Origin of the sequence: Halomonas faecis (genome assembly GCF_010993975.1) — a bacterium.
GTDB lineage: Bacteria > Pseudomonadota > Gammaproteobacteria > Pseudomonadales > Halomonadaceae > Halomonas > Halomonas faecis.
Genome location: NZ_JAACZO010000006.1, coordinates 53605 through 75209, shown reverse-complemented (window position 1 = coordinate 75209; position 21605 = coordinate 53605). Strand labels below are relative to the sequence as shown.

Genomic DNA, 21605 nt, shown 5'->3' with positions numbered 1-21605 from the left:
CTCGCCCATCACCTCGCCCAGCACACGGCAGGCCTCGTCGATCTCGGCTTCTCACGATACACCTCGGAGCAGGAACCGGAGAAGCACAGCACGCCTCGCGCCACCACCGCCTGCTGGATGCGGTCGCGGTCCCAGTCCGGGGCGAGGCGCCCGGGCTCAAGGGGTGTCGGTGCGCTTCTTGATGCCAAACGTCGTTTCGTCGATGTACTTCCGCGCCTTGTCCCAGGGCAAGCGCCGATCGCGTTGCTTCATCATTGCGAGTGCCGCATGCGCGGTTTCTTTGCTCACCTTCCCGAACTCAATAAGCTCCGTGAAGATCCAAATCGTACCGCGCACCTCTGCCTGTTCCCGAACCGCAAGCACTCGAAGGTTCTGGTCGCCGGTAAGCAGTGGGCAAGATTCCTGCTTGGCCAGCGCCAAGGCCAAACGGTCGTTAAAACTGGGCTCGTCGCCATATCGATGGCCGAGCTCCACTGCATAGTCGATATAGTCGCCGCCGATAACAAGAACCTCGAGCCCCCAACCCGCCAAGTGCGGACTGTCCGGCTCAATCTCTTCCTCGTAGAGCACGTCGGGGGTTGCGAAGCGATAAGGGAGCTCAAATAGCTTCTCAATCAGCTCGCCAGCCTCAAGGTCGATGATGACGTTGGCGTCACTGATTAGCAGCAGCATCCGGCAGCTCCATCATACGCTCACGGTAGAACTGCATCCGGGGAATGCCGAGTAACGACGCTGCTTTGGCCTCTGATATCAACTCTTCGCCGAGGGCGCGATACACCAACTGCTCAAACAACTCGGGCATCTCGGTGGGATAAGGTTCACCCGGTTCGTTCGTGACCCAACGTTCTGACGAGAACCGCCGCATGAGCCTGTCATAGGCAAAGCGCGTGATGATGCCGCACTGCAATGCACGTATCACCCAGGCTCGCATCGCCAGGCCATATTCATGTTTGAGGTGATACAGCTCTCTTGGCTCAAGGTAACGGCGGCCCTCGCCTAACTCCTGGACCACCGCCTCACGGGGCACAAGAAACGCCCCCGCAAAACGGTCACACGCCGTCTCCTCGTCGATCTCTTCCGCCAGTCGCCTGGCTAACAGCATATGGGCCAACTCGTGGGCCAGTGTGAATCGCTGTCGATCACCCGGCCATTGTGATGATACGGCAATAACGGAGTATCGCCGACCATCCACTGTGTGGGCGGTGGCCGTCATGCCTATGAAACCTTGCGCATCGAAGTCGATCGCCAGTACCAGGACACCCAGCGACTCCAGTGTATCGGTCAGGTCAGAGATAGGATTCAGGCCGAGGTCCCAGTGGTGGCGGAGCTGGTTGGCAACCTCCTCCAGCGCGTCGAGGTCGTCGATACCCTCAGGGACACAGGCCGGCACCGTAAACGCGGGAATAGGCGGCTCAGGAAACACGTTGAGCAGCTCGACGCGCTTCTCGACCATCTCGGCCACGCGGATCTGCACAGCCTGCTGCCGTTTCTTGCCAAAGGTCGACTTCTTGCGGAACTCGACGTTCTCCAGCTCCACCGCCTTGGTACGGAAGAAATACTCAGTGCGCACACCACAGGCCCTGGCGATCTTCAGCAGCTTCGCCGAATCCGGCGTGGTCTTGCCCTTCTCGTACTTCTGAATCGCTGTCTTGGTGACACCAAGGTACTCGCCCAACGCCTCAAGCGTCAGGCCAGCCGCAATGCGCGCCTGATGGATACGTTGACCTAGCATGATGGCGACCCTTTGGCTTGGTTTACCTACGCCCCTATCGTAGGGTAAAAGTAAACCCCGCGCCACGGCATTCACTTCTGGCAAACGGTGACCCAAACCCCGCCCTACCCCACCGCCTCGGCCATCACCTCGCCCAGCACGCGGCAGGTCTCGTCGATCTCGGCTTCCGTCAGGGTGGGGTGGCAGAGGAACATCAGGCTCGTCTCGCCCAGCTCGCGGGCCACCGGAAGGGGCCGTTCCGGCCGCCAACCGGTGCCTTCGAAGGCCTTCTCGCGATATACCTCGGAGCACGAGCCGGAAAAGCACGGCACGCCGCGGGCGACGATCTCACCCATGATGCGGTCGCGGTTCCAGTCCGGCTTCAGGTTTTCGGGCCGTACGAACACGTAGCACTTGTAGGCGGCATGCTCGACGTGCTCGGGAATGGCCGGCACGCGCAGTGCAGGGCATTCGCCCGCCGCCTGCCAGATACGCCAGGCATTGGCCTGGCGCGCCGCCTTCCATTCGGGCATGCGGGCCAGTTGAATGCGCCCGATGGCGGCCTGCATCTCGGTGAGCCGCCAGTTGGTACCGAAGCTCTCGTGCAGCCAGCGAAAGCCCGGCGGATGCTCGCGCTCGTAAACCGCCGCCCAGCTCTTGCCGTGATCCTTGTAGGCCCACATGCGCCGCCACAGCGCCTCGTCGTTCGTGGTGACCATGCCGCCTTCGCCGCCGGTGGTCATGATCTTGTCCTGGCAGAACGACCAGCAGCCCACGTGGCCGATGCTGCCCACGCTGCGCCCCCGGTACGTGGCACCGTGGGCCTGGGCGCAATCCTCGATCACGTAAAGCCCGTGGCGCTCGGCCAGGGCCATCAGCGCTTCCATCTCGCAGGGCCAGCCGGCCAGGTGCACGGCCATGATCGCCCGCGTGTTCGGGGTGATCTTCTCGGCCACCGTTTCGGCCGTAACGTTCTGCGAGTCGCGACACACATCGGCGAATACCGGCACGGCCCCCGCCGTAACGATGCTCGACGCCGAAGCCAGGAAGGTACGCGAGGTGACGATCACCTCATCGCGCCCCCGGCCCTCGCCTTCGCCGATGCCCAACCCCTTCAGGGCCAGGTCCAGCGCCGTGGTGCCGTTGGCCACGGCCACCGCATGCTCAGTACCGGCAAAGGCCGCGAATTCCTTCTCGAATTCGCGGCCTTCGGTGCCGGTCCAGTAGTTAACGCGGTTGGAAAGCAGCACCTTTTGTATTGCATCGGCTTCTTTCTGTGTATAGCTTGGCCAAGAAGAGAAAGTCATAGATCATGCAACTTTTTATGATATTTTTAGCGCCAATAAATAACACTAAACGCTTCCGCAGCTTCAGCACCAACTTCAGAACCGAAAACTCGAGCTCTGTCTCTTACCGCCTCAAAACTTCTAGGATGGGGATACTCTCTAACCTCTTCCTCATAAATACCTAACGCCTTTATTTTAACATCAAGCCAGTCACTTATATCAAGAAATGCATTAGGAGAAAATCTCTCAGAAAAACTTGCCATCCCCCACTCTGTTGAAGAATTCACATGATAGGTAAACACACCACGCACACAACAGTCGGGTGTAGGTCGGGCTGCCACCATAACTGACCGAAAGATAACCTGATGATCGAGATTCACATCATAGGGATGATGAGTAAAGACAAGCTCATACCGACCTTCCTCAATAGTTTTTTGCAAGCGTCCGTTAAGCTCTATATGGGAAACTTCATTCAAGCGCATATCAGGGTAATCCCAATGAATCACTTCACTTACGCTTAAGGACTCTGCCGCCTTAACAAGCTGGGAGTGACGTCGATTACTGGCCTCTTCATTTTTTCCATATTGAGCCGCACTCCCCTCTGAGACAATCAATACATGACTTTCACCACCCGCTTCAGCATTAGCCACCAGCAACCCACCACAACCCAATACCTCATCATCCGGATGTGCACCAACAACAAGCAAACGCCTCCCCAGAATCTCTTTCATTTTTCCTCCACCTGCTTACTTAAGAGCAAGGCTTCCAGATTCGCCACTCGCTGTCTCAAGTCATGAATCTCATCATCAACACGGTAATTAAAAACATCACCTAGATTGAAATATGAAAGCGGGATTTTCTCGCCAGATATTTCAAAATCGCGTAAAATCAAGCAGCCATCCACTGCGCTGACCACCAACCCTTCTTTCTGTTTTGCCAACACCTGACCGGGAATACCGACTCGCTCTGGTCCATCGTATAGCTCACATCCCCAGACCACTACCTTATGATTTTTGTGATAAAAATAAGCTCCCGGGTAAGGCCGGGAAACAGCGCGTACCAAACAATCGACATCATCCACCTGTTGTGAGAAATCCAAAAACCCATCCTGAGGAGACCTCTTGCCACGATATGTTGCAAATTTTTCTTCCTGAACCATCTCCTTCACATCTGATAAAACTATTTTTTGATATAATTCAATATATGCATCACTGAGAGCTTCAGCAGCCAGGAGGTACACATCCATCGCGAATGGGCGCACGGGAAGATCAAAGCTTTTCTGAACCAATATCAACCCATCATCAACTTTGCGGGACATTTTAAACAGAGTAACAGCACTACTCTGAACTCTATCAAGTATGGTCCAAGGGATCGGGGCTCTACCACGCCGCTTAGGTAATGGTGTTGGGTGACTGCCCACGATGTATCTCGAAGCCACAGATAAAGCTTCAGCTTTTAGAACCTGACTCCAACCCAGAACAAAAACATAGTCCGGATTTAGCGCCCGAACAGCACTCAAGGTTTTAGCGGAATTGATATCTTCTGTTTCCACCACTTCAATTCCGGCATCCTCTGCACAACCGTGAAGATCACGATAGTCGGAAACCTCTGAAATAGCTCCAGTAGGCAACGTGACAAGACCAACGACATTAACATCTCGCTCAATTAATTTATTAAATACAATCTCACTTTCCAGATTAGCTCCGACACATACGACTCTAGGCTTCATCACTCACCCCATTCGTTATTAGTTGGGGGATGCGTATCTGCACGCCCGGCCACCACCAAGAACATCGTCTTTAACAAAATCACCACATCGAGCCATATTGATCTACGGTCTATATAGTCCAGATCAAATCGAATTCGCTCCTCCCAAGAAAGGGAGGTATTGCCTGAAATCTGGGCTAGCCCAGTTATACCCGGACGAACAATTAGCCTGCGCTTTTGTTCTTTGCTCATCCTATCCACATCATCTTTCACCGTCGGCCTAGGACCAACCAAGGACATTGAGCCTCCGATAACATTAAGAATTTGCGGCAGCTCATCAACTTTAAACTTCCGCAAAAAATACCCTCCTCTAAAAATACGCGGATCTCTTCTTAAAGTAGTAGCACCCAGAGCATTTTTTTCTATACGCATGGTACGAAACTTAAGAATATAAAACTCTTTTCCATAAATTCCAACTCGTTGTTGGCGAAAAAAAACCGGACCAGGATCAGACAGCAATATTGTCATCACTGCCAACAACCATACTGGCAGCGTGACTATAAAAACCAGAAAACCAAAAACAATATCAAAAAATCTTTTCATTACACACCAGTTCACAACAATTAATTACGACGTACGAACCCACAAGTGATTCGAAACGATCCGATTTCAGAGCCTAGCTCGAAAGTTAGAGACTAGTGGCCAGGCCAGCATAAAATTTATTCTCGGCACATTTCATGTGCACAGACTCATTCTACTTATAACCATAACGTGCCAGTGTCTCACCTATCAAAGATTCCAGACGCTTGACCTCATTTTCATCCAATGATTTCCGCCCCTTCCCGATGCTGTTGCTGGAAACAGTAGCAACTGTACGGCACACCATCTCCTCCGGCACGTCAAGCTCGAGAAACGCCAGCAGTCGCTTTAGCTGTTCTTCAGGCTCGCGCACGAAGTCCTCGTAGCACACGCGAATTACACGCTCTGGCGCCATATCTGCAAATGCAGCTTCGGCCTTTTCCACACAGCGCTGCCACTGCAACGCACACACTTCATTCAGGCTATGTTGCTCGAGAATATCCGGCATTTCTTCAAGCACGGGCCCCCAGAAGGCCAGGCGTTTTTCGCTAGAAAACAAACGGTAAATACGGCTCCACAGGTAGCGCGCCCCGTAATAGGGCAAATCCGTCAGCGGTACGAAGCGGACTTTCTGCATCAGGTAGGGGATATCCAACTCGGCCTGCCAGCGCAGCTTTGCCGAGCCTGTGGTATCGATCCCGTCCCGGTGGATGAACACATACCGGGCATCCGGTACGGCGCGTGCCACAAAAGGCACCCGCAGGCTGTTGGCGCAGGTCTTCTCGACAACGGTATGCGCCTGGTAGCGCTGGGCAACCCAGGCGAATTGCTTCTGCATGTAGGCCTGTACCGCGGGCGTGGCCCGCTCGGCCGGTAGCTCATCGGAGGGGTAGCGCACGTTGCCGTGCCGCCACATGTAGTTGATCTCATCGCAGGGCCAGGTGGACACGCCCTCGAATGAGCACAACACGTCGCGCAGCATGTTGGTGCCACTACGGGGAGCACCAATAATTATACATTTACTTGACATCATTCATGGCTTCAATTTTACGGATCAAAGCCCCCATAGTATGATCGAGCCGAAATTTTGACTCCAACAAACGCGAGGCGCTTTTTGAAAAGCCCTTCCTTACTTCATCCGGCATATTCTCAAACTCTATCACAGAACGCACAAGATCATCAGCTTCAGTACCCGACGTCACGATAGCATCGACTCCGGCTTCAAAGGGCGAAGCATCAGCAGGCCCAAAAAAAATCACTGGCTTACCAGCAGCAAGGTATTCAGGCAATTTATTCGGACTGATTCCGTATGAAAAAACCTTGGCATCAACGAGCGGGAGCAATAGCGCATCAGCAGAAACAATAAATTCTTTGATTTTCTTCGTATCAACAGCATCGTAAAAAAAAACATTGCCTATACCCAACTTCGATACATAACCTTGCAAGCTAGACTTTTCAGCACCATCCCCAACAAAATGAAATTCGACGTTGCTTTTATCTTTCAACTCTTTTGCCGCATCCAGCACTGCATATAAGTTCTGAGCAGCTCCATGCGCGCCAGCATAGAGTATTTTATCAACACCCAGCTTTCCTTTCAGATCGATGCGGGGAATAACGGCATGGTCATAGCTTTCGCGAACCCCATTGGGTACCCAAAAAAACTCCTTGTACGGAATTTCTTTTTCCCAACAATACCGCTCCGCTCCCGAGAGGTTAGATACGAAAAAATCCGCATGAGAGATCAGGTACCTCTCAACGCTGTAGAAGAGCTTGGCAATACGCGACCGAGTGGAAAGAGCCCCCATATCTACAAAAATCTGTGGCCAAAAATCCCTTACCTCAAAAACCCTGAAAAATCGACCACCGGATAGAAAAAAAGTGAAAAAAGGTGCCAAAGGCTGCGGACTCGAAGCATACAGAACATCACCTTTCTTTCCATTAAATAGAACAAAAAGACTGGAAAAAAAAGCAAACGACAGAAGATTCAAAATACGCCCAATGCCATTACCTCGATAAGGAAGGCCATACACCCAAATATAATTTACGCCCTGAACATCTTCCTTATGGAAAATCTTCCAGCGCGCCCCCGGACGCCGTGAATAATTCTTGTGAAAAAAAGAACATGAAATGACCACAGCCTCATGTCCTTCCTTAGAAATTTGCCGGGCAAGCTCATAATGACGAGTTCCGGCAGACTGATCCGGAGCGTAAGCATAATGGTTGAGAATAAAAAATCGCAAAAATCATGTCTCCAGAACTTGCACAATTTCCAATGAGGCTTCTCCGCCCCCGTACAGCTTTTCGGTATCTTTAACGGTTCGACCAAAATGCTGGCGAGCACTATCTACAATACGGTCATAGTCGGCACCAACCAGCTCATTGGCACCCGCTTCTATCAGCTCCACCCACTCGGTCTGGTCGCGTAGTGTCACGCAGGCCTTGCCGAAGAAGAAAGCTTCTTTCTGTACCCCGCCACTATCCGTGATGACGAGCTGCGCATGGTTCAGGAGCCACACCATCTCGAAGTAGCCAACCGGATCTATCAGGTGAACGTTGATTTCCAGCCCCTGCTCGGCGATGAGCTTGCGGGTGCGTGGGTGCAAAGGAAGAACGACCGGTGCTTGTTCACGATGAATCTGGTTGAGCGCTTTTACAATGCTAGCCAAGCGCTCGGGGCTATCAGTGTTTTCTGCACGATGCAGTGTAGCCAGTATGAACCTATCCGGTAATTCACCACCTGCTGGGGGAACGGCTTTTTTGGCGAACAGCAGCGCAGCATCTTGCATCACATCGCCAACCTGCATCACCTTCACGGGCTTTCTGGCGAAGCCCTCGTTTTCCAGGTTTTTTACCGCCGTGGTGGTAGGGCAGAAGAGAAGATCACTGACCTGATCGGTAAGAATGCGGTTGATTTCTTCCGGCATTTGCATATTGAAGCTGCGCAAACCCGCTTCGACGTGGGCGACGGGAATATGTAACTTGGCAGCTGCCAATGCACCTGCCAGCGTTGAGTTGGTATCCCCATACACCAGTACACGATCCGGCTTGTGCTCAAGCAGCGCGTGTTCTATCTCATTCAGCATGCGCCCCGTCATTTCGCCATGGTTACCGCCGTGAATATCCAACTTAATATCAGGCCGGGGGATGCCAAGCTGATTGAAGAAGATATCCGACATATTGGCATCGAAATGTTGGCCAGTATGCAGCATGACCTCTTCGATGCCCTCGGCTGCCTGGATTGCACGCGAAACAACGCTAGCCTTGATGAACTGCGGGCGTGCGCCGATGATTGTCAAAATCCGTTGCATAAGCTTTGTCAGTCATCCAGAGATTTATAAAAGTCGAGAAGTTTTTTCTCTTCGACGCCCCAATTGTACCGTTCCTGCACCGCCTTCTGCCCATTACGCCCCATCCGTTCGGCTTCTTCTGGATGGGTAACCAAGTAGTCAATCGCCTCAGCAATGGCTTTTGGATCAAGTGGGTCGACGCAGAGACCGCACTGGTTACCTTCGATGATCCGCCTCCACTGGGGAAAGTGCGAACCAATCACTGGTACACCCGCGCTCATGTACTCGAACATCTTGTTCGGTTGAGCATCGATATGGTTTGGCGACGGCAGAAAAGTGACGAGGCCACCAATAGATCGAGACAGTAGGTCACGAACTTGTTCTCGGCTAATGAAACCAAGAGCATCGACTTTCTGCCATCCTACATGAGCACGGGCAGCATTCTCTAAATTCGAATTATAAAAACTACCCGCCAGTTTCAAATTTACACCAGACCTTACAAGCCCCATTGCTTGCACCAGCTGCAAAATTCCTCGGATCTGGCTCACCCCCCCCACATAGCAAACCTGCGCCTTATTTTTTCGAGACCAATCTACCTCACCGCTAGATAGTTCACCCAACAGCGGATAGTTATTGATATCGACTGCGTGAACACCCATCGCAGTGAATTTATCCCGAATACTGGGAGTGGCTGTAATCACCCCATCGAGCTTTCTGCATGCCCAGCGCTCATAGACAGAAAATGTTTTGGAAAGCAGCCACTTGGAGGTTCTATTAAGATAGGGCTTTCCCAACAGCTGCTTGGGCACATCTTCATGCGCATCGAAAATCACCGTTTTCCCATGCTTCTTCAACTTCAAACCGATAGGAATCAGTTCAGGATCATGCAAATGGTAGATATCCGCATCAATCTCCAAAGCTTTTTTAAGTACACGACTTGGTGCATTGCAAATACGATCCAATCTGCCTTTGGAGGCACCGACATCGAAGATAGTGACTCCATTTTTTGCCTGGTTCGCCCCGCCTTCAGCTACTATCAGCGAAGTTGTATAACCATATTTAACTAGGGAAACACACTCTTTAAGGAAAATGCGTATATCGAATCGTGAGTGAACCGAGGTTAGATGCGAAATCTTCATGCAAAGCCGCCTCTAGTGGCATCACACCTTTTGTGCTTTATATTCATAATCACTTTAAACCCACACGCTCACTTCGAGTTCTGCGTAAAAGAAACAATATCAAAACGCCTACTCCTATCCCATGTGTCAATAAAGCAGTTGGAAGATCAGCACTAAGTAAGAGTGAACGACTAGGCACGATAAGTATAGCAACAGCAACCCAAACGGGTACACCATAAGCACCGAAACTATCAATTAAACGAAACAATAAGCCCGCTAAGACACCATAAAATACAACGCCCCAAATTCCTGCATGCATAAAACCTGTAGAAAGAAAAGAATTATTTACATGGCTATCTGTACCGCGATACCTTCCAATCGTATCTGCGGGATTCAGGTCGTACGGATACTCAATAAATCTTGAAAGAACTGAGTTAGACCAATACACATGTTCATTCGCCGAGAAAAATTCATAATAATCAAACACATTATTTGCAATAACAAAGAAGGCCCTACGAATAAACAAGCTTGCAGGGAAATCAAAGCCGACAAATATAGCTAACATAAGCGTTGAAATCACCAAAGCACTCATAGCTATCGGAATTATAAATAATGCACGGGACCGCCTAAACCAAAACCACAAAAATACCACCAAAAAAGGATAAAAAAGCACCGCTTTATGAGCACTAACACCAAACCAATACAAATGCAAAAAAAGAACAAGCACTGCAAGAAAAAACCGCCCCTTCCACAAAGCAATCGCCAATAAGCTCGGACCAAGCACCTTATACAACCACACATTAAGATATGCCATAACTCCAGTGTTTATGATTTCGCCGGCACCCCTTCGAAACTCATAAACCTGAGTCAGGTCAAGATTAAAATACCTAACCCCCCCTGAAACAAAAAACCATAAGGAGATAAGAAAAGTTAAAAGCAAAACCCCTGAAACCGCTAACCAGTACCCTTCCCTAAGAACAAAAAGCTTAACAATCCGACCTTTTCTAACAAAATTGACTATAAAAAAACCGAACAAAACTATATATAGATGCTCTCTTTCCTGATTTGCCAGCCCGTAAAACACAAGAAGAGGACATATTAGGCCAAAAACTAGAAAAGCAACAAAGTAATCTGAAGGAACCTTTAAAAGGTTGGGCGAAAAAAAAAGAACTAGCAAATAAATAAGAACCCCTTCTAAATACTTAGCATAACTAATCTCGGCGGCAAACCCAGCATAATCATAATTTTTCGAGACAAAAAAACGATATCCGAAGTCAAGAGAAACCCATAGCAGAAAACCGGCTGCAAAAAACCAGCTTCGCCTTTCTAGTTTGGATGCCAACATTGAATTACTGACTGTCATATTAGAATTTTTCGACAATTTTTTGATAAAGCTCTCTATTTTTATTATCATACAACTCTGAGTTATGCCATAGCATACTAAATGATCCTCCAAAGCGTTGGCAACGCTCGCCTAACATCTGAAAATACTCAATTGCAAGTTCAGGGTCAGCCACTCCCATATACTTTTTAGAAATCACGGTTGCCTCCATTGCAATCAGAGGCCTTTCAATCAATATCAATTCGCGACGGGCCCTCAAGTCAAACCAACGATAATCATGACTTGTACCGGAGCGAAATCCTGCATAATCTGCAAACCCTAAAGTTGAGTCATATGCCATGCCAGCCCGCTCCCAGGCATTTGGCGTAACCTCTGTTCTCCACTGCAAATAGTGCATCCGCCCCCCCCAAACGATTTGTTCGACACCTTCCTCAGCTGCCACACGGCGCAGGTAAGCTGCTTGTCGCGCAAGCAGTTCTGGGTTTTGGTAGGTATTATAGCTAGGATGAAGGCCTACTTCATGGCCACGCTTCCCAATGTCTCGAATAAGTTTTCGAATGGCCGGATCATCTAGATTGTATAGTGGGTCATGTGGCGGGTATGTCTTGCCAGCGATAAAGTAGAAAGCACTGCGCATATTGTTCTTATCAGAAACATCCATCAACCATTCAAATGTGTTGAACGGATCATTCGGATGTAAACAATGAGGGGTGCCATAGCGAGCCTGAGCCCCCCAGATAATACTGGAAAATTGTCTACGCTTGACAATATCGCCAGCAACAGAACGAACAAAGCGACGAAATGTCCCAAAAGTATAACGACTTGGCCGATCTACATCGTGTGAAACACGGATTGATGCTATACGCTGCTTGCGCTCAGCATGAGGCCAAAGTTGCTTTATCACACTCCAAAGCAGCTCTACATATTCATCAACAATGGGACGCTCTAGAAATTTTTCTTGATAAGCTAACGAAGCCCAGGCCGGAAATCGATCATGTTCGTCACGATCATTTTTAATCACTTCTTCATAACGCGTTAGCATGAAAAATGCGGAACCAAAGATGTCAATGGGGATGCGAACGCAGCCTTTCTCTAAATTTGCTTGAGGTTTATCATCACCATAAATGACGGGGAGTTCCGGAGCGATAACGTTAATATCCAAGCCTATCTCCTGCGAATCCCAAATGACCAGAGGCTGTGAAGGTAATGACCTTTCCATCAGCCATCTCGAATCCGCAGTGCTCAGCAGCACATCCGGCAGATGCAATTCTCGCCCTGGCATTTCACTGTGAGTGATACGCACATCGGTGCAATCGACCGATACGCGTATGAATTCTAAGCCAAGGAATTCGCCTAAAATCACACCAAGGATGTAGTCTCGCTCGGGGATACGCGTGTCGGGGGTTTCAACGATCAAGGGCATATAGAAAATATTCAGTTAGAATGTCTGCGCCTAAGCAGAAAACATTTTTTAATGGGAATCACTATTTCGTGTTATCCAGGTGGATTTCGAATTTTCTTCATCCATTATCTGTTGGAACATTGGCACTAATTCTCTATTACCACGTTCGCTCAGATGATGCTCGTCATAATAAAGCGGCATGCTATTTCGACTGCCGTAGCAGTATTCGTCTTCACACAGCCAAGGCTCAGGATCAAGGATTTTGACCCCTTCTCAGGTCTCCTCAGCTGAGCTAAGAGCACCGGTCACAAAGGAATGCCGTTTCGTATACGCATCGCGTGACAGCCTGGCTTTAACGCCTTCGCCCCGCAGCAGAGTTTGCCTCGCCAGCCAATGGGGCACGTCCATAGGCATCTCCGGGACTGGCCGCATCCAGTAGACAGCACGGTCCTCGGCCAGCCCACACGCGGTCTTTACCAAGTCTTGGCGGAACTGATTCAGGAAGGTCTCGGTGACTCTCTGCACTGGCTCATCACAAAAGTAAACTGTAGGGATGCCATAGCGGTCATTGTCCGGTAGATGCGGCCCTAGTGCGGCACTACTTAGCCTATTAATAATGACTAGCGGAATGTGATTCGGTAAGTCACCAAGCCGTGATTTAACAAATTCATTGAACTCTTGGCACTCAAGGAACTTGCGCGTCTTCTTCGCTCCGAACAAAGTCTGACAACTAGTGTAGGTAGCCATAATGATGCCATCATCCGGGGTCGACGTCACCGCTTCTAGAACCGCTGTAGCTATTGAGGCAGCATGGCTGTCGCCAATGACGACAGCGCGTATGTTATCGCCTCCCAAGTTACACCATGGGAAGTCATCCCAATCGGGTCGGCCATGACACTCATCTCGGTAGGGATTGACATTAGTAATTTCCGCCATAATGCGATCGAAGCGCTCCGGCATACGCCTAGGTATACCCTCTTACTTCTCTATCGCACCCGCCACAGAGGCAGAGCCGGCGGCAACTCCAAACAAGATAGCTGCCGCACGTTTACCTCCCCATCTCGCCAATCGTCGCCGGGTAGGCTGCTCGACCATCAGAAAAGATACGCTGCCATGCAGAATGGAGAATAACAGGCCAATCTCAATGGCCCACGGATTACCTTGAACATCCAGATACACCAAGGCAACTTTATCTTTGTTAACTTGGCAGTTCTCGAAGCCTCGTATCAGCAGAGAGGCCATTAGATAACCGGATATAACGAAGAAGACATCCACTCCCAGATACCCTGCCTCAAAACCGGGAACCCGGAAATGGAAAAACACTACCGCAATGACCGCGACAGCCCGCAGGCCGTTGATATCGTAGCGGAAAGGTATTGATGTTACTTTATTCACTGCTTCTTCTGCCCCAACAGATCTCGCGCGAACAAAGCGAATTCCAACAGCCGGGAGCTGGTTTTCGTAACAAGGTGGTAAGGCGTCTGCCTAGCTCCGAAGGCACGGAAAAAGCGCTCAATCGGTTCTACCATGGAGCCTTCGAAATCAAAATATTTGACAGATTCAGGTTGGCTGCAAATGGCCTCCCAAAGCACCAGACTGGTCGCACCACTATTGCGTAAATCCGGGTCACCGCCGCCCATCAAATAGTAGGCCGTATCGCCGCTACGCACGATGTATGCGCCGGCATGTAATTTACCATCAGAGTCGACGGCAACTAGGCAGTCTCCAGCATCGCGCTGTGAGACCATCTCATCAATACGCGCCACCAAACTTTTACTGTAAGGGAGCTTCCGCCCCTGGCGCTGGAACGTGGCCCGGTTGAGTGTGAGAAACTCATCAAGATTATTCGCTGGCCGAACGTTGATCATGAAGCGGGTTTTGGCTTTGCGAATATCACCTCTGATATTTTGTTGTAAGCCTTTCCACAGAGCATCTTCGTTATCCAAACCACATAGACGGTATGTGTATCGGGTCGTCTGCTGGAAGCCTAGCCAATAAAATGGCAACCAGTTTTTTTGGCAATGGTGCCAATTCTGAGCGTAATATTGGTGCCGAGGCAACCCACAAGCCAAGGTTTCCAAAACGTCTTTCTCATATGCAAGTGCTTTGGGGTAGGCCTTGTTTGTTGACTTGACCCATGGGCCGAGAGTTTGGGTCAGCTTGGGTTGAGTAAGCAACGTCATACCCCATTTGCGTCGCTTTACATACGGCAATGTGCCGACGATTTCAGCGCCCCGGTACGCTAGCACAGCACTCCACGCGCCCGGGGCTACAGCATCCAGCCACCAAGATTGAGAGAACAAAGGAATCGACGGCTCAGCCTCACAGTGCGCCCTGTAATGCTCGCAGGAATCAGTTACGTCAAGATTCACGCACGTGTCCCCTGGTTCTCTTTGCCTTTATTTCGTTGATCAACATAGTCACCCAGTTCTTCGTACATGTCCTGAGGAATTTTCTGAGAGTGCTCTATCTCGAATCGGTACGGCACCTCGAAACGGCGCTCCAACTCAATACCATGCCGAGCCATGAAGTCCTGAAAACGATAGAGAGTACCGTGCACGTCTTCACAAAAGTCTTCATAGCTCACACGAAAGACCCGATCCTCCAATCCAAGACGTTCGATATCCCTGTCTATCAACTCGTGGATGGATTCGATTTGACCGACAGCCTGTTGCACAGGAGAAAGCTCATCCAGTGCTCCAACATTTGGAGGAGGAACAGACCACCAGTGTTGATAAGAGCCCAAGGCATCCTTTCGCCCTTTCAAAATCGACTCAGCGTTATCTTTCAAATCTCTTTCAATGACAATATATAATGCTTCCGGTAAGTATACTGACATGGGGTCGAGACGGAGACTTGCATACAAATTCTTGAATATCAGAGGTTTTCCTGAAGTATTTTGCAGGCTAGCGATGCTACGGGAGAACGCTCGCATCTTTCTTTCACTGACCTCTCCGCGGGTAACATAAGCCGGTTGCCTTCTAAAAAACCGATACCACCAGGCGCCACATTCTGCCGGATCACTTGGTTTTTTGGTACGGCCATAATTAGACTGAAAATCGGAGGGGGATTTATCACCTAATGGATTGTATAGTCGCTCAGCGAGTGCCGGAGCACCAAACCAACGGCAATGCCGATTGGTCAGGTACCCAACATCGTACGCATCAGTTAACGTTTGCATAAGCAGCGTACTACCGCTTCGAGGTGGTCCTATAATAAAAACCACTGACTCATTCTCAGCTGACCGCCTAGAAAATAGAATATTTTCAATACACGACAAACCAGACTGGACCACCCTTATTGCAAACCTCAACAACCACTTTGAGACAGTGCGGGATTTATTTATTGCCACTTTTTCTTGATGCCTTTAGTAAAACGGATACGATCTAGCTGTCCAGGAGTTATCCCCTTGGATTTAGCTCCACCACGAAATTTTCGAGTAAACTTTCCAATCAGAACTTCGAGCTGAGCCTGGGCCTCAGACAAGCCAGGCCTTTTCTTATTTATTGGTAAATAACTTAGCCATTTCATCTGGTGCCAGCATATTCCCTCGATCTTGCGAATGGCTGACTTTGAAAGCCCATCCATGTACTTCCCTGAATTATTCTTCAGCGTTGGCTTGTTAAGATTGGCCCATTCATGAACATCGGCTTTTTCACCTGAAAATCTGTCGACTTGGTTGCCAGCAGGCTCTAGACCAAAAGACTCAATAATGTGGTCGATAACGCGGACTTCATTACTTATAAAATCTTCATATGAAACATTAATCAACATGCCATCCTCAGACAAGTTGTTCGAATGGCGTATGCATTTTATCTGCTCATCCCTCCACAGCTGGCTTAAATATACAGTACTTTTGTTTTGCAGGGGACGTTTTTTCTGACTAAGAATCACATCACGAGGATCACGATACAAGTAAATGAAGCGAGCCTGAGGGAGCTCCATTCGTATTTCACTAACAAAGTCAAAAAGGTTGTTATCTTTGCAAAAATAACTGCTATATCCTTTGCTATATGCGTAAAGCGTGTATAGCACATGCATTACACCGACAGCCGATCTTGCATGCATTAGCGAGGGATAGTATTCAAGAACTTCATCGGATACTATTTTTACATCCCAAGGTGAAAAATGATGATATGCAAGCCCCAAAGCATCATTAACAAACCTTATAAAGTTTTTATCATCACGTAAGTCGCCATAATATGGTTCGGCATAATATAAGTGCTTAAGCAGATGAAGTGGAGACGGACCAAACAACGTTCGTTGCTGTTCAGTCAGCCGGCGGCGAAGCAAGTTCGTACCACTTCGTTCCGATGCCAGCAAGAATACAGGGCTACCTTTTTTTTCATCCATGGCTTTCATTCATCAACTCTTGAGAACCAACAATTTTCTTTATCTTAGCAACCATGAATATGGCCACTAACGCAACCGAAGCCGTAAACAATGAAACCTCCAAAGCAGGAGAAACATCTACCTCCCACTTTATCACCCAAAGCGCGATGAGAGGAAAATTACATGCAATGGCCCATGGTAATGAAGAAATCAACGCCATTAGCGGCGAAGACATATTCAACCCCACCAGCTTATATGTTGTCACGAGCCGAGCCATATAGACGAAGCCTTTAGTGATAGAAATGAAGGCAACGGACAATACAATGCTATCAAATAGCAGAGCTCCAAGCAGCACTGAGGCTACAGCTGCAAGAAGAAGGCTTAGCTGGAACCTTAGGGCCATGGTATGCTTTCCAAGTATCGGATAAATCCTTGTCGGCGGCGTGACTATGAACTGAAAGAATAGCCAAGGCGTCATCCAGCGAGCCACATCCCCTGCCACGGCCCATTCATCCCCAAAGATAAAGACAAATACCGAAGGAGCGCTGATGAATATCATGGTAGCAATCGGCAATGCCAATACGACCAATACTGAGTATACACGGTCGACGACTGGGCCGAGATTGCCTTCTCTGTGGGCTTGGGCGGCTTGGCGGTAAAAGACGTCGCCAACAGATTTACCAAGCACCGTCATTGGCTGTGACAACACACGATGCGACAAGGCGAAAATGCCGGCGGGTCCAGCACCGAGCAATGCAGCGATGAGGATGGGGGGTAAATTGGTTCCTGCCGAACTGGAGAGTCCTGTCCAGGTCGATAACAGAGGAAAATTGCGATACGAGGCTGCAACCAGCTTGAGATCGCCGTATGTTTTCTTACGAAGCTCCCCTAAACGTCCTTTCGTGGTCAATTTCGCCAGGGTGACAATGCCGGCGCTCTGGCCTACAACCCGACCTAGCAGTAGCGCGATTGGCCCCAACGTGTAGGCACCGATCTGCACACCCACCATGCCAAGCGCTTGCGTGAACTTCGTTCGCGCAATGGCTGGGAACGCCTTGGTCCGTATCGCCCAGTAATTGAAGACCTGGTAAACCCCGGTGAGGAAAAGACCGGCAGGCAAGAGCCACAAGTATGGCGCCATTCCCGGTGTATTGAGCAGTTCCACGATCGAGCTGCCGAATAGGCCGACGATCACGGAGGTGAACATCGTGACCCCTACAACGACCAGCAAGCTCAGGACGACAATGCTGCCTGCTTCTTCATCGCTTTCAGGCAGAGGAATGGCAAGCTGATAGCGCAAACTGGCAATCACGGACAGAATGCCCAGCAAACCGGCGTATACTGCTAGAAGCCCGAAATCCTCCGGGCTGTACAATCGTGTGAGTATCGGCGATGCGGCAACCACGATGATCTGCCCCGCTGCCGTACCGCCAGCCAGAACGGAAACACTGCGTGCAAACTTGTTCTGTGGCAGCAGCCTTGCCGCCCTTTGCTTGGCACGACTCATCATGCTATGGCGGCCTCACTCAAGGAGGCAATCACTGCCATGACCGATTCATCGTTCAAATAGGGGTGCATCGGCAATGAAATCACTTCTTTTGCCGCTTGGTCTCCCTGAGGCAGGTCGGCTTCACGGTCAGCGACTGCCGGCTGCTGATTGAGAGGCACCGGATAGTGTACCGCGGTGGGTAAGCCGGCTTCCTTGAGCGCGGCCTGTACTTGCTCGCGATTGGGCACGCGAATGGTGTACTGCGCCCAAGCGCTGGTATTGTGGGGCTCGACATAGGGCGTCGTTACGTTGCCACGGAATCCACTGAAAGACACTGAATATTCTTTTCGGTCACCAAAAGGCTGCTTTTCCCCTATTACACTCCCATCCAGCAGCTCGCTGTAGCACTTAGCCACTTTATTTCTGAGCTCGATTTCCTCGGGCAGTATTTCCAGCTTGGGCAGCAGGATTGCGGCCTGCAGCGTATCCAGCCGGCTGTTCACGCCTACGCGAATGTGGTGGTAGCGCTTGTCTTGCCCATGCCGGGCGATTTGCCGGATGACGGTGGCTAGCTCTTCATCGTTGGTGAAGATGGCACCGCCGTCGCCGTAGCAGCCCAGCGGCTTGCTGGGGAAGAAGCTGGTAGTGGCGATGGTACTCAGATTGCCGGACTTATGCCCCTTGTAGGTGGCGCCGAAACTCTGGGCGGCATCTTCGATCACCGGCAGGCCGTGCTTTTCGGCAATGGCGTTGATGGCGTCGAAATCCGCACACTGGCCGTAGAGCGAAACGGGGATGATCGCGCGGGTTTTCGGTGTGATGGCCGCTTCCAGCTTGCTGGGATCGAGATTGTAGGTGCGCGGGTCGATATCCACGTATACCGGCTTGGCGCCCAGCAGGGCGACGGTTTCTGCGGTGGCGATGTAGGTGAAGCCGGGTGTGATCACTTCGTCGCCGGGGCCGATGCCGAGCGCCATCTGGGCGATTTGCAAGGCATCGGTGCCGTTGGCGCAGGTGATGCAGTACTTGGCGCCGGTGTAGTCGGCGAGTTTTTCTTCCAGCTCGTGCACTTCGGGGCCCAGGATGTATTTACCGTGGGCGAGAACACGTTGGATGCCGGCGTCGATTTGGTCCTTGATGCGCGCTTGCTGGGCGGCGAGATCGATGAATTGCATTATGACACCTTTTTATTGCCACGGAAAAACACGGAAAGACACAGAATAAATAACTAATTTAAATAATTTTCTGTGTTATTCCGAGGATTCCGTGGCAAAATCATGTAAAAACTAAAAAACAAGGCGCTTTACAGTGGCTTTGGGCCAGGCAAAATTTATCAGCAGCCCGACTTTCAGGCCAGTCGCTTTCAGGTAGTTTATTACCTGAGCTTCTGCCGATGGATGAACGGTGCTGGTGGCCTTTAGCTCTAGCAGTATTTTATTTTCCACGACGATATCGGCACGAAATTCACCTACCGCATGATCTTTGTAGACAACAGACAGAGGAAGTTCGGCAACGGCTTTGATTCCGCTCATTGACAGTTCGTGAATCAACGCTTTTTGATACACGCTTTCCAGAAAGCCATGGCCGAGTTGGCGGTAAACTTCAAACACAGCGCCTCTAATCTTATATGTCAGTTCTTCTTCATGCATTGTATTCAGTGTTATTCCGTGCTTTCCGTGGCTATCGACTTTTGATGACTTCCGTGCCATCCAGAACGTAGCGGTCGCCGGTGTGCTGGCACACGGCTTCGCCCTGCCCTTTCAGCGGCAGTTGCAACTGTTCGCCGTACTCGCTCATCCATCCGATCTGCTTGGCGGGCACCCCCACCATCAGGGCGTAGGCCGGTACGTTCTTGTTGACGACGGCGCCGGCACCGATGAAGGCGTACTCGCCGATGGTCACCCCGCACACGATGGTGCAGTTGGCGCCCAGGCTGGCTCCCTTGCGGACCAGGGTATCGCGGTATTCGTCCTTGCGCTCGATCAGCGAGCGAGGGTTGTAGACGTTGGTGAATACCATGCTCGGGCCGCAGAACACGCCTTCTTCCAGGTGCACGTTGTCGTACACGGAGACGTTGTTCTGGATCTTGCAGTTGTCGCCGATGGTGACCTTGTTGCCGACGAACACGCCCTGGCCCATGGAAACGTTCTTGCCGATGCGGGCGCCGCCGCACACGTGCACGAAGTGCCATACGCGGGAGCCTTCGCCGATCTGGGCGCCTTCGTCGACGATGGCGGAAGGATGGATCGACACTGACATGATCAAGTTCCTTTGGTTGCCAATTCTTGCCACGGAAGAACACGGAAAAATATAAAACAATAAAGATTTCAATTAATAACTTCTGTGTTATTACGTGGGTTCCGTGGCAGAAAGCGGGTTCCGAGGCTAAACGACGAGTTTCTTCAGGAATGGATGCCCTTCGCCCGCTTCCGGCTTCTGAGGCTGGGCGGAGCGGATGGTGTTCACGGTTTCGATGCAGTGGCGGGCATCTTCGATGCCGTAGCCGCGGCCGGCGAGAATTTCCTGATAGCTGACGGTGTGCAGGTCGGTGAAGCCGCCGGAGAATTCGATCTCGCTGCCGTCCACGGTGATGGAGCGATAGGTGGGCTGCTTGCCTTTCACGCTCTCGGGTAGGTCGCCGGCATCGATGGAGAGGAACCAGGGCACGCGGGCTTTTTCGTATTCCAGATAGCCGGCGGCCTTGTCGTTGGTGGCGTAGTGCAGCACGTTCTTCTGCAGGTCGCCGAAGATGAAGTGCAGCATGTCGAAGAAGTGCACGCCGATGTTGGTGGCCACGCCGAACGATTTACGCGGGTCGCCCTTCCAACTCTCCATGTACCACTTGCCGCGAGAGGTGATGTAGGTGAGCTCGACCTCGTGCTTGTCGGTGCGCCGCTCGCTTTCCACCTTCCGCTTGAGATCCAGAATCGCCTGGTGGTGGCGCAGCTGCAGGATGTTGTAGACCCGCTGGCCGGTTTCGCGCTCGATCAACGCCAGCTCGTCGAGCAGTTCGGGCGTGGGCACCAGGGGCTTTTCGCAGATCACGTCGCAGCCCAGGCGCAGCCCGGCGGCAATATGGGCGTGGTGCAGGTAGTTGGGCGAGCACACGGCCACGTAGTTCAGGGCGGTGGTGGGGGCGCGCTTGAGCTGCCAGGCATGCTCCTGAAAGCGCTCGAACTCGGTGAAGAATTCGCTCTGAGGCGAGATGGAGTCGATGATGCCGACCGAGTCGTTGATGTCGTAGCCGATGGCCAGATGGTTGCCGGTTTCCTTGATGGCTTTCATATGGCGCGGGGCGATGTAGCCGGCGGCGCCGATCAGGGCGAAGTTCTTCATAAACGTCTCGAATGTT

Annotated in this window: 21 protein-coding genes and 1 pseudogene; all 22 read right to left on the bottom strand. The window is 50.9% G+C overall.

Annotation, left to right across the window (positions count from 1 at the left end; genetic code table 11):
• Positions 1-156: 156 nt before the first annotated feature.
• The gene (locus tag GFD32_RS03955; protein WP_163575263.1) at positions 157-672 is read right to left on the bottom strand and encodes a PIN domain-containing protein; all 516 of its coding nucleotides are present in this window, start codon (positions 670-672) and stop codon (positions 157-159) included.
• Positions 653-1732, bottom strand: a complete 1080-nt coding sequence (locus GFD32_RS03950) for an XRE family transcriptional regulator (RefSeq protein ID WP_163575262.1) — start codon at positions 1730-1732, stop codon at positions 653-655. The genes GFD32_RS03955 and GFD32_RS03950 overlap by 20 nt, the downstream gene beginning before the upstream one ends.
• A 104-nt stretch (positions 1733-1836) precedes the next feature.
• The gene (locus tag GFD32_RS03945; protein WP_163575261.1) at positions 1837-3018 is read right to left on the bottom strand and encodes a DegT/DnrJ/EryC1/StrS family aminotransferase; all 1182 of its coding nucleotides are present in this window, start codon (positions 3016-3018) and stop codon (positions 1837-1839) included.
• Between the two features lie 26 nt (positions 3019-3044).
• A complete protein-coding gene (locus GFD32_RS03940) occupies positions 3045-3728 on the bottom strand; it encodes a PIG-L deacetylase family protein (RefSeq protein WP_163575260.1) in 684 nt (227 codons plus the stop codon).
• Entirely contained in the window at positions 3725-4726 is a 1002-nt protein-coding gene (locus GFD32_RS03935) for a methionyl-tRNA formyltransferase (protein ID WP_163575259.1), read from the bottom strand. The genes GFD32_RS03940 and GFD32_RS03935 overlap by 4 nt, the downstream gene beginning before the upstream one ends.
• Entirely contained in the window at positions 4726-5307 is a 582-nt protein-coding gene (locus tag GFD32_RS03930) for a sugar transferase (protein WP_163575258.1), read from the bottom strand. Before GFD32_RS03930 ends, GFD32_RS03935 begins: the two co-directional genes overlap by 1 nt.
• A 151-nt stretch (positions 5308-5458) precedes the next feature.
• Complete coding sequence (locus tag GFD32_RS03925; RefSeq protein ID WP_163575279.1) at positions 5459-6313, bottom strand: sulfotransferase family protein; 855 nt, start codon at positions 6311-6313, stop codon at positions 5459-5461.
• Positions 6303-7523 (bottom strand): glycosyltransferase family 4 protein, encoded by a 1221-nt coding sequence (locus GFD32_RS03920; RefSeq protein WP_163575257.1) that lies wholly within the window; start codon positions 7521-7523, stop codon positions 6303-6305. The genes GFD32_RS03925 and GFD32_RS03920 overlap by 11 nt, the downstream gene beginning before the upstream one ends.
• Positions 7524-7526: 3 nt before the next feature.
• Entirely contained in the window at positions 7527-8591 is a 1065-nt protein-coding gene (gene wecB / locus GFD32_RS03915; protein ID WP_163575256.1) for a non-hydrolyzing UDP-N-acetylglucosamine 2-epimerase, read from the bottom strand.
• Positions 8592-8599: 8 nt separating this feature from the next.
• On the bottom strand, positions 8600-9709 hold the full coding sequence (locus GFD32_RS03910) for a glycosyltransferase family 4 protein (protein WP_163575255.1): 1110 nt from the start codon (positions 9707-9709) through the stop codon (positions 8600-8602).
• Positions 9710-9758: 49 nt separating this feature from the next.
• Entirely contained in the window at positions 9759-11051 is a 1293-nt protein-coding gene (locus GFD32_RS03905; RefSeq protein ID WP_163575254.1) for a hypothetical protein, read from the bottom strand.
• A gap of 1 nt (position 11052) precedes the next feature.
• Positions 11053-12453 carry a polysaccharide deacetylase family protein gene (locus GFD32_RS03900; protein ID WP_163575253.1) on the bottom strand — a complete coding sequence of 467 codons (1401 nt, stop codon included), beginning with the start codon at positions 12451-12453 and terminating at the stop codon, positions 11053-11055.
• A 48-nt stretch (positions 12454-12501) separates the two neighbouring features.
• Positions 12502-13368: pseudogene (locus tag GFD32_RS19805) on the bottom strand (SGNH hydrolase domain-containing protein).
• Positions 13369-13410: 42 nt separating this feature from the next.
• Positions 13411-13827: an acyltransferase family protein gene (locus GFD32_RS19800; RefSeq protein ID WP_205599035.1), complete on the bottom strand. Its 417-nt coding sequence runs from the start codon at positions 13825-13827 to the stop codon at positions 13411-13413.
• Positions 13824-14804, bottom strand: a complete 981-nt coding sequence (locus GFD32_RS03890; RefSeq protein WP_163575252.1) for a GNAT family N-acetyltransferase — start codon at positions 14802-14804, stop codon at positions 13824-13826. Before GFD32_RS03890 ends, GFD32_RS19800 begins: the two co-directional genes overlap by 4 nt.
• Positions 14801-15658: a sulfotransferase gene (locus GFD32_RS03885; protein WP_163575251.1), complete on the bottom strand. Its 858-nt coding sequence runs from the start codon at positions 15656-15658 to the stop codon at positions 14801-14803. The genes GFD32_RS03890 and GFD32_RS03885 overlap by 4 nt, the downstream gene beginning before the upstream one ends.
• Positions 15659-15774: 116 nt before the next feature.
• Entirely contained in the window at positions 15775-16794 is a 1020-nt protein-coding gene (locus GFD32_RS03880) for a sulfotransferase family protein (RefSeq protein ID WP_163575250.1), read from the bottom strand.
• Positions 16778-18274, bottom strand: a complete 1497-nt coding sequence (locus tag GFD32_RS03875; protein ID WP_205599034.1) for a lipopolysaccharide biosynthesis protein — start codon at positions 18272-18274, stop codon at positions 16778-16780. The genes GFD32_RS03880 and GFD32_RS03875 overlap by 17 nt, the downstream gene beginning before the upstream one ends.
• Positions 18271-19428 (bottom strand): DegT/DnrJ/EryC1/StrS family aminotransferase, encoded by a 1158-nt coding sequence (locus tag GFD32_RS03870; RefSeq protein WP_276208787.1) that lies wholly within the window; start codon positions 19426-19428, stop codon positions 18271-18273. The genes GFD32_RS03875 and GFD32_RS03870 overlap by 4 nt, the downstream gene beginning before the upstream one ends.
• Before the next feature lie 111 nt (positions 19429-19539).
• Entirely contained in the window at positions 19540-19902 is a 363-nt protein-coding gene (locus GFD32_RS03865; protein WP_163575249.1) for a GxxExxY protein, read from the bottom strand.
• Positions 19903-19933: 31 nt separating this feature from the next.
• The gene (gene wbpD / locus GFD32_RS03860; protein WP_089683455.1) at positions 19934-20512 is read right to left on the bottom strand and encodes a UDP-2-acetamido-3-amino-2,3-dideoxy-D-glucuronate N-acetyltransferase; all 579 of its coding nucleotides are present in this window, start codon (positions 20510-20512) and stop codon (positions 19934-19936) included.
• A 126-nt stretch (positions 20513-20638) separates the two neighbouring features.
• On the bottom strand, positions 20639-21589 hold the full coding sequence (locus GFD32_RS03855; RefSeq protein WP_163575248.1) for a Gfo/Idh/MocA family oxidoreductase: 951 nt from the start codon (positions 21587-21589) through the stop codon (positions 20639-20641).
• Positions 21590-21605 lie beyond the last annotated feature (16 nt).